At 44.3% G+C, this 7840-nt stretch carries 6 protein-coding genes; all 6 read right to left on the bottom strand.

The genetic code is table 11. The features are described 5' to 3' along the window. Positions 1–271: 271 nt before the first annotated feature. Positions 272–736, bottom strand: coding sequence for a hypothetical protein (locus CSQ88_RS21390; protein ID WP_099400089.1), 465 nt, complete (start codon positions 734–736; stop codon positions 272–274). Then, on the bottom strand, positions 720–2009 hold the full coding sequence (gene sctN, locus CSQ88_RS21385; protein ID WP_099400088.1) for a type III secretion system ATPase SctN: 1290 nt from the start codon (positions 2007–2009) through the stop codon (positions 720–722). The genes CSQ88_RS21390 and sctN overlap by 17 nt, the downstream gene beginning before the upstream one ends. Beyond that, the gene (locus CSQ88_RS21380) at positions 2006–2419 is read right to left on the bottom strand and encodes a hypothetical protein (RefSeq protein WP_099400087.1); all 414 of its coding nucleotides are present in this window, start codon (positions 2417–2419) and stop codon (positions 2006–2008) included. The genes sctN and CSQ88_RS21380 overlap by 4 nt, the downstream gene beginning before the upstream one ends. Before the next feature lies 1 nt (position 2420). Beyond that, positions 2421–4469, bottom strand: a complete 2049-nt coding sequence (locus CSQ88_RS21375) for an EscV/YscV/HrcV family type III secretion system export apparatus protein (RefSeq protein WP_099400086.1) — start codon at positions 4467–4469, stop codon at positions 2421–2423. 164 nt (positions 4470–4633) lie between these two features. After that, a complete protein-coding gene (gene sctW, locus CSQ88_RS21370; RefSeq protein WP_099400085.1) occupies positions 4634–5734 on the bottom strand; it encodes a type III secretion system gatekeeper subunit SctW in 1101 nt (366 codons plus the stop codon). Then, positions 5721–7406 carry a type III secretion system outer membrane ring subunit SctC gene (gene sctC / locus CSQ88_RS21365; RefSeq protein ID WP_099400084.1) on the bottom strand — a complete coding sequence of 562 codons (1686 nt, stop codon included), beginning with the start codon at positions 7404–7406 and terminating at the stop codon, positions 5721–5723. The genes sctW and sctC overlap by 14 nt, the downstream gene beginning before the upstream one ends. Positions 7407–7840: the final 434 nt, after the last annotated feature.

Raw genomic sequence — 7840 nt, 5'->3', positions numbered from 1 at the left:
CCCTAAATGTTTATTAAAAATTTATAGATATTTTATTACAAACAACCATTATAACAATCGTACACATCAATATATAATTTAACCATCAACATTAAAGAAAATAGAAAATAGAAAATAGAAAATAGAAAATAGAAAATAGAAAATAGAAAATAGAAAATAGAAAATAGAAAATCCAGTGTTTACGCTAGATCCTGGATAAAAACATTCAAAGATGAAAATTTAATCCGTCAACTCGTACGAATTTTCTACAGAGCCGCAGGCTCTCCATCAATTAAAATGATAGCTTTCTCCAAGGCATTGTTTCTTGCCCTTCTGCCTCCTCGCTACTCAACGCTTGCAGATTCCAACGCTGTTTTTCGACTTGTGTCCAACGCTCAAACTTCATCGTCTTATAATCCAACTCTCGCAAGCGGATTCGTATCGTTTCCAGTTGCTCTTTTAGCAATTCACACTGCTGCTTGCATTGCAATTGCTCAAGACGCAATTTTTGAATTTCACTCAGCAACACAGCCTGTTGCCGACGGTGCTCAAACAATTGAGCTTTACTCACTGCAACTGCATTTAAGCATTGAGCCTTTAGCGTAGTTTGCACATTTAGCAAGCTTGTTTCGATAACAAGCAGCTGAGCTTCTTGCGTGGCCACCGCCTGCATCTGCAAGCTCAACAGACGCTGCTGTATTTGAGTTTTTCGCTCAGACAGCGTCAGCAGTTTTCGGCCCTTATGCCACAGCGGCATGCAACGCCTTTAAGGTGTGGTCAAACTCGCTGGGCTCTTGCACAGGCTGACGCAATACATCTAACAGTGCTGGCTTACAAGAAAATGCGTGATCATTCTCGGCATTTTCTCCTGAGCGATATTCGCCCAGATCTACATAAAGCTGCATCTCTTCAAGCTTTGTTAATAGCGTACGCACTTTTACTGCCAGAGCCTGATGTGCTGGTGTAGTGATCTGAGCAAACAAGCGGCTGTTGCTGCGCAAAACGTCAATAGCAGGAAAATGTCCCTGACCCGCTAATTTTTGAGTTAAATAAATATGCCCATCCAAAATAGAGCGAATTTCATCTCCAATAGGGTCCGCTTCTTCTTCCGACTCTAATAAAACGGTGTAAAACGCCGTAATGCTGCCACGTAAGGTCTTACCTGAACGCTCTAATAACTTAGGCAAAGCATCAAACACGGACGCAGGGTAGCCGCGACGGGCGGGCATCTCACCTGCCGCCAAGGCGAGATCACGCAAAGCACGTGCATACCGAGTTAATGAATCCAAAAGTAAAATGACTTTTTTACCTTCGTCCCGAAAATGCTCTGCGACTGTGGTAGCGATCTGTGCCGCATTACAACGATCTACCGAGGCAGCATCTGAAGTTGAGTACACCAAAACAGTACGGTCTTTATGCGCAGAATGCCGAAGCCATTCGCTAAACTCGGCAACCTCACGACCACGCTCTCCAACGAGCCCCACCACAAATACATCTGCGTCAGCGTGTTCAATAAGCATATTCATCAAAGTGGTCTTACCGCAGCCGGCAGGTGCAAAAATTCCCACCCGCTGGCCAACACCGCAAGTGAGCAAGCTATCTAAGGTGCGGATGCCTGTTGGTAAGACGGTGTCAATGGATGCCCGCTCCAAATAACTTGGAGGTAAAGCGTCAATCTGGCGAGCGTATCCACAAGAAACACGCTCAGGACTGAGGCGCTCCACAATATCGCCATTGGCGTCAAGCACCGCCCCCAGCATTGCATCGCTCACTTCGATACACTGGCTCTTACCGGTAGGCATTACGAGCATCTGACGCGACAGACCCGCTGTAGAGCCAAGTACACTAAGCATGGTCTGATCCCCGCTAAAACCGACCACCCTAGCCCGGACGCTGACCTGAGTAGACATCAGTGAATCGCGCAGCTCACACAGCTCGCCCACAAACACATCAGGCAAAGGCGCCTCGATCATTGGCCCGCGCAAGTGATGTGGATGCGCATAGTGGCACCACAACGATGTAAATTTCATCGATTTACAATCTCGTGGGCATCAGACATCGAATTAAAAAAACTTTGCAAGGAAAAGGCAAAAGTTTCCGGAGATTGCAAAAAATCCTGATGTAATGTGCCGCGATACTCCAAATGTCCATCGCGCTCAGCCACGATAGGCTGCCCCATCTGCAAATAGGCTTGTGGCTCCATTAAGTGGGTTAGTAAATCATGACCATACTGGGCCATGGCAATCTCATTAAATTCGGAGATCCTGCTCCATAACCACACACTATATTCATCCTTTACCAAATAAATACTTGGTGCACCATCAAAATTGAAACAGATGGTCGAATGTCCATCAATATCCTTAACTAGGCCACCAGGGAAACCTAAATGCTGCAGCGCCGCCTTTACCAAAGCAGCCATATCTAAATTTTGCATATCCATTTTAAATCGTCCTTAAAACATCAATTGATATTGAATCGCTTATTTCACCAAACGACAAAACTTCTAACTCGCCATATTGACTCTCAATTAAACGTTTCACAAAACGTCGAATATCCACCGATGCCAGTAACACCATATCTTTATGCGCAATAGAAAGCCCATTTAGACCCACCGCAAATAAATCCATGATTTCTTCCGCCTCTGCTGGGTCCAAGTTTAAAAATACTCCCGCATTGGTTTGCCTCACGCCTTTGCGCACCATCTCTTCAACGCCTGGCGACACGACAATGGCCCTGATTTTTCCCTGCGCCGCAAATTTATCCGAGATATAACGCCCCAAAGACGAGCGGATATGCTCCACCAAGGTAATCACATCCTTTTCTTTCGGAGCCCACTTCGCCAGAGACTCTAAAATCAACTTCATATTCCGGACAGAAATACGTTCCAGCAATAACCTTTGCAGTACTTCTGAAATCTTTTGTACAGAAGCATGCCGATAGGTCTCTTTCAGTAATTCCGGATATTTTCCTTCAAGCTCATCTAATAGATTTTTTGCTTCCTGAATACCAAAATACTCTTGCACATTACGAGCCAACAGCCCCGCCACATTTTGATACAGCTCATCCACATCACTGCGCAGGGCATAGCCCATTTTTTCCACCTGAGACGCATCCGCTTCACTCACCCAAGCACTAGTACGCGTGACGCCTTGTATCAGTTTTACATTGATATCGAGCTGACTTAATTCATCTCGATAATCCATGATATGAAATTGCCCACATGGACTATCAAACTCAGCAGCTCTCACTTCATTTACAAACACCCCAACCTTACTCTCATCAGCAGATGCCGAATAACTCACAACCGCTTGAGGCAAACGAATTCCATAATCTAGGAAAAAACGATTCGTTATATTTTGTAAAATATTTTTACTAACCCAATAAGATTTATTGCGCTCCGCCACCACAAAAATAAGGGGCACTGTTTCGGCACTCATCTTGCCCGTATCTAGAGTTGATTGATCGGTTTCCACATTACCATGCTCATCAATGAAAGTAGCCGCCCCCCCTTCTGAAGATGCCTGTACCTGTGCTGCCTGAGTTCGCCGCCAGTACAAAAACGCCATCGCCCCCGAAAGAACAATAAACACAGGAAGCGGAAAACCCGGCAACATTCCCATTGAAAGGGTTAAAATAGCGGTCACTAAAATCACGAATGGATTTTGAAATAATTGACTTACAATGCTATGCCCTAAGTTCTTGCTTTCCCCATTGACACGGGTCACCACAAAACCTGCTGCAATCGAAATAAGCAAAGCGGGGATTTGTGCAACTAAGCCATCCCCAATGGTCAACTTGGTATAAACACTCAAAGCATCAGAAAACGAAGTACCACGTTGCACCATACCAACGGTAATACCACCAATAAAATTCACAAAAATAATAACAATACCTGCGATGGCGTCACCTTTAATAAACTTCATCGCCCCATCAAACGAGCCATAAAGTTGACTTTCTTTTTCTACCGTCGCACGTCGCTCCTTTGCACTTTCGGCATCTAAAATACCAGCGCGCAAATCCGCATCAATACTCATCTGCTTACCAGGCATACCATCCAAAGAAAAGCGGGCAGCCACTTCGGCAACCCGTTCCGATCCCTTGGTAATCACGATAAACTGCACCACCGTGACAATTGCAAACACTACAAACCCCACCACCAAACTATCGCCAATAACATACTCGCCAAAAGTGCTCACAATATGCCCAGCATCGGCGTCCAGTAAAATCAAGCGACTCGTGCTAATTGATAGAGCCAGGCGAAATAGCGTTGTAATCAAAAGTAATGAAGGGAACGATGAGAAGTTTAAAACTCTTTCAATATAAAACGACCCCAGCAGGATCAATAATGAAATGACAATATTGACGCCAATGAGCAAATCCACCAAGACCGTCGGTAAAGGGACAATCAGCATTGCAATAATAATGACGATCAACGCCAAAATAATTAGCTCTGGCCGCGTTGCCAAAGCACCCCAAGTTCTTTTTAACATGCCTAACCTTTTCTAATTGATTTAGTTAAATGTTTTTAAATTCAAAACACCAACCAAACCCCCATGCATTAGGGCACAGCCTTTCTCAGCACAAGCAATATGTGGAGTAAAGAGGAGCGGTGCTCAGCCCCCTGCAACAATGCATAGTCATTAATGTTCTCTGATTACTCTTTAGGTGCAGACAAACTATTCTGAAAGCGCTTCTGATGATCTACCTGCGCCTCCCTAACGTAATGGTCACTGGCCCAGTCTAAAATTTTATCTAGAATCAACTGCTTGCTCTCAGGAGCAAAAAACAATTGCTCATCAATACTTCGTACTGAAGCTAAAAGCATTTGCAACAATTGCGCTTTATCCGCTATAGAGAATATCAACAAACTTGATGCTATCGCTTGGCTGACCGAGGCCTCAAATTCAAATGGCCGCCGCACAAAATCAAACCACAAAGACAATAAGCTCACCTCATCAAGCCCTGCTTTTGTGGCAAGATCCCGACCTTTAAATGAACCAATAAAATCAGACTCGCTAGATTTCACGCGCTTCAATTTCACAGTGTGGTGCAGCAAGCGCCCAAACTCTTCTCGTGCACAACTAGGGTCATGCGCCTGGATATCAAAGATCAAGGCTGACTCCAAAAATGCCAGTACCCAACCACGCTTTTGTGCCCCAAATTGCTCGACCCATTGCTCGTACTGAGCAACCTCATTTTCTACGCAGCCTAAGAAATCACGATAGGCTGTACGCAACGCCTTTGGGCTAACCTCCATACGTGCGCCGTGCAACTTTGCCTTTAATCCAACATTAATCCCCGCCTGACATCGTTGCGGATCAGCCTGCATCAAGGCCTGCTCAAGAGCCTGCTCCAAGATATCGGAGTGCAAAGCTTCAAGACCACGCTTTTTTAAAAGTTCACGCAAGACCAGGACCAGATCACTGTCATCTGGAAATAAACTGCGTGCATAAGCCAGCAGCACCTCGGGACTCATCCCCTGGCTACGCAATAAAGCAAATACTTTGGCCACTTTGGGCTCTGCATCGTCTTCTAAAATACGTTCAAATTGCTCAGAGATTCTTTGAGACTTCTTATCAATACCCGTCTGGCGCCTAAATTGAGTCAAGACAGCAGATAAATCGTCCTGAATCAGCAGCATCAGCTCCTGATCGCTCCGCTCACGCCCCTCCGCCTGCTCAGGCTCTACCTGAACTTCCGTCCGCCTTGGCTCAAGCTTATGGCGTTGAAACGAAATCCCATCAATGGCGGCCATGCTTGTCTCCAGCAGATTGCCTGAGTAACTGAACTACTTCGTCCAAAGCGGCATCAGGGTACAAAACACTCGGAGCTGTAAATTGCCGTGCATCCCAAGTGCTACCCATCTCTAATGGTCGAGGCTGAATTAGAAATACCCGTACCATTTTTTTTACATCCTCGGTTGTCGTGCGAAATGCACCACCAACCCAAGGCAAGTCACCCAGCAATGGCACCTTACTTTCCGTCTTTTTATAATGCTCAAGACTATAACCACCAATCAATAAACTCTTGTCTTTTGGCACTCTCGCTACCGTATTAATCTTAGTGCGCGTAATCACGGGCATGCCATTTACATTACTTGGACCATTGCTACTGGGTGACGTTGCACTACCATCTTCAATATTTAAAATCATTTCAACCTCTTCGCCTTCTGCACTAAATCTTGGCAAGACATTGATCAACGTGCCATAGGTGACACTTTCTAAAGCCACGGCACGTTCAGATTCGAGTTTGGTATAAAAAGTACTATTATTATCAAAAATGGCGGGCACATTCTCCTGAGTCAATATAATTGGACGTGAAACAATTTGCGCCTGACCTTTTTGACTCAATGCCATAATAGACGCTACAAACTTTGCCCCATCTAATACAGATGTATTTCCACCAGCTAATTGCACGCTGCCCGCATTGAGAGCTACCTTTACTTTATTTCCCACATTTACAGCACCCTGCCAATTCACACCCAATTGATCCAAATTACCCTTAGAAATATCAATAATCCACAGTGACAATTCAATATGGCGCTTAGGTACATCCAGCTGCGTAATCAATCCATGAATAATATCTACCTGCTCACGAGTCCCCTTTACCAATAGGCTATTAGTTTCAGCATAAGCAGCTATTTTCACCTGCCCCTGTGAAGTATTAAATGTCTTACTATCCAAAGTTTTACCAGCAGCAATTAATGGGGCGGCTTCAACACCTACAGGGGGCTTTTCTCGGGGACGCTCAATAAGCTCAGCCCCATCGGCCGCCAGCATAAGCCCCACCACTGAAGCGATACCAGGTAGGGTTACTTTTTCACTACGCAAATCAAATGAGCGGTCATTTACAAATGTGTTGTGCAGCCGAATGACCTCAATTTTTTGCTTATTAAGATCTACATTCTTATATAAATCATCCAAATAGCCTGCCGCATTTGCAACTAAATCAACATATACTGGCGGGCCCGATATATAGAACGTATTGCTCTTTGCGTCTCCACGAATTGGATAGCGCTTATCAAGCAAGCCGGTACGTCGCATAAATTCACTAAGATTATTTAGCGACGCATTACGCAAAGACAGCATTGCATTTTTTACCTCGCTATTATCATAAACATAATAACTTGCACCATCGTCATACCAAATCAAACCAACTTGATTTGATATTTTATGTAATAGCTGCACAGGCTGCGCAAAATCAAACTCGCCCGTTACCGTCTTTTTCATTGCCTTAGGACTTAATATAAATGGCTTTTTAATGTCTGCTGCCAATGCATTAAGCAGCAATTGCACACTCTCATTTTTTGAGACATATCCAACCCGCTCACGATTATCCTGCATCTTATTTACTAAAGGATCAGCCTGCGCCTTCAGCGTCATCACACACAAAATAAATACAATACCAAAGACTTTAAACTTATTCATTAACACATTCCGTTCAAAATAACTCACTCGGTTAAATACCGATTTCTTTGTATAACTGCTGCAAAATGTGCTAATCAATAAAATGTATTTACTCACTTAAGCCACTTAATCTAGCTCAATATTTATTTAAGACCATTAGCAGCCGCACCATATCACCTGAATCCGTCGAAAAACCTTTCGCTACAAGATTGACTCGTATTATTACGTCATCACCTAAGGAGGAAAATCTGACTAGTACTATTTGCAAACACCCCAGTAAAGTCTTGTCCCAAATTCAACACTCCCCCATGAATGAAGGCGTATGTCAATCGGTAATTGTCAAGATAGTTGAGATGTTTTTACGATTTAAGCGACCTGTAATTCCTCGCTTGTTTTAGGCTCAATAGCCCGGTCGGGGTTCAATTGCACTTCATCTTGCCAGCTCCAGTTCCGAG

This window comes from Iodobacter sp. BJB302 (genome assembly GCF_002735645.1).
Lineage (GTDB): Bacteria > Pseudomonadota > Gammaproteobacteria > Burkholderiales > Chitinibacteraceae > Iodobacter.
Note: the sequence above shows the minus strand (reverse complement) of the source record. Positions and strands in the feature narration are given on the sequence as shown.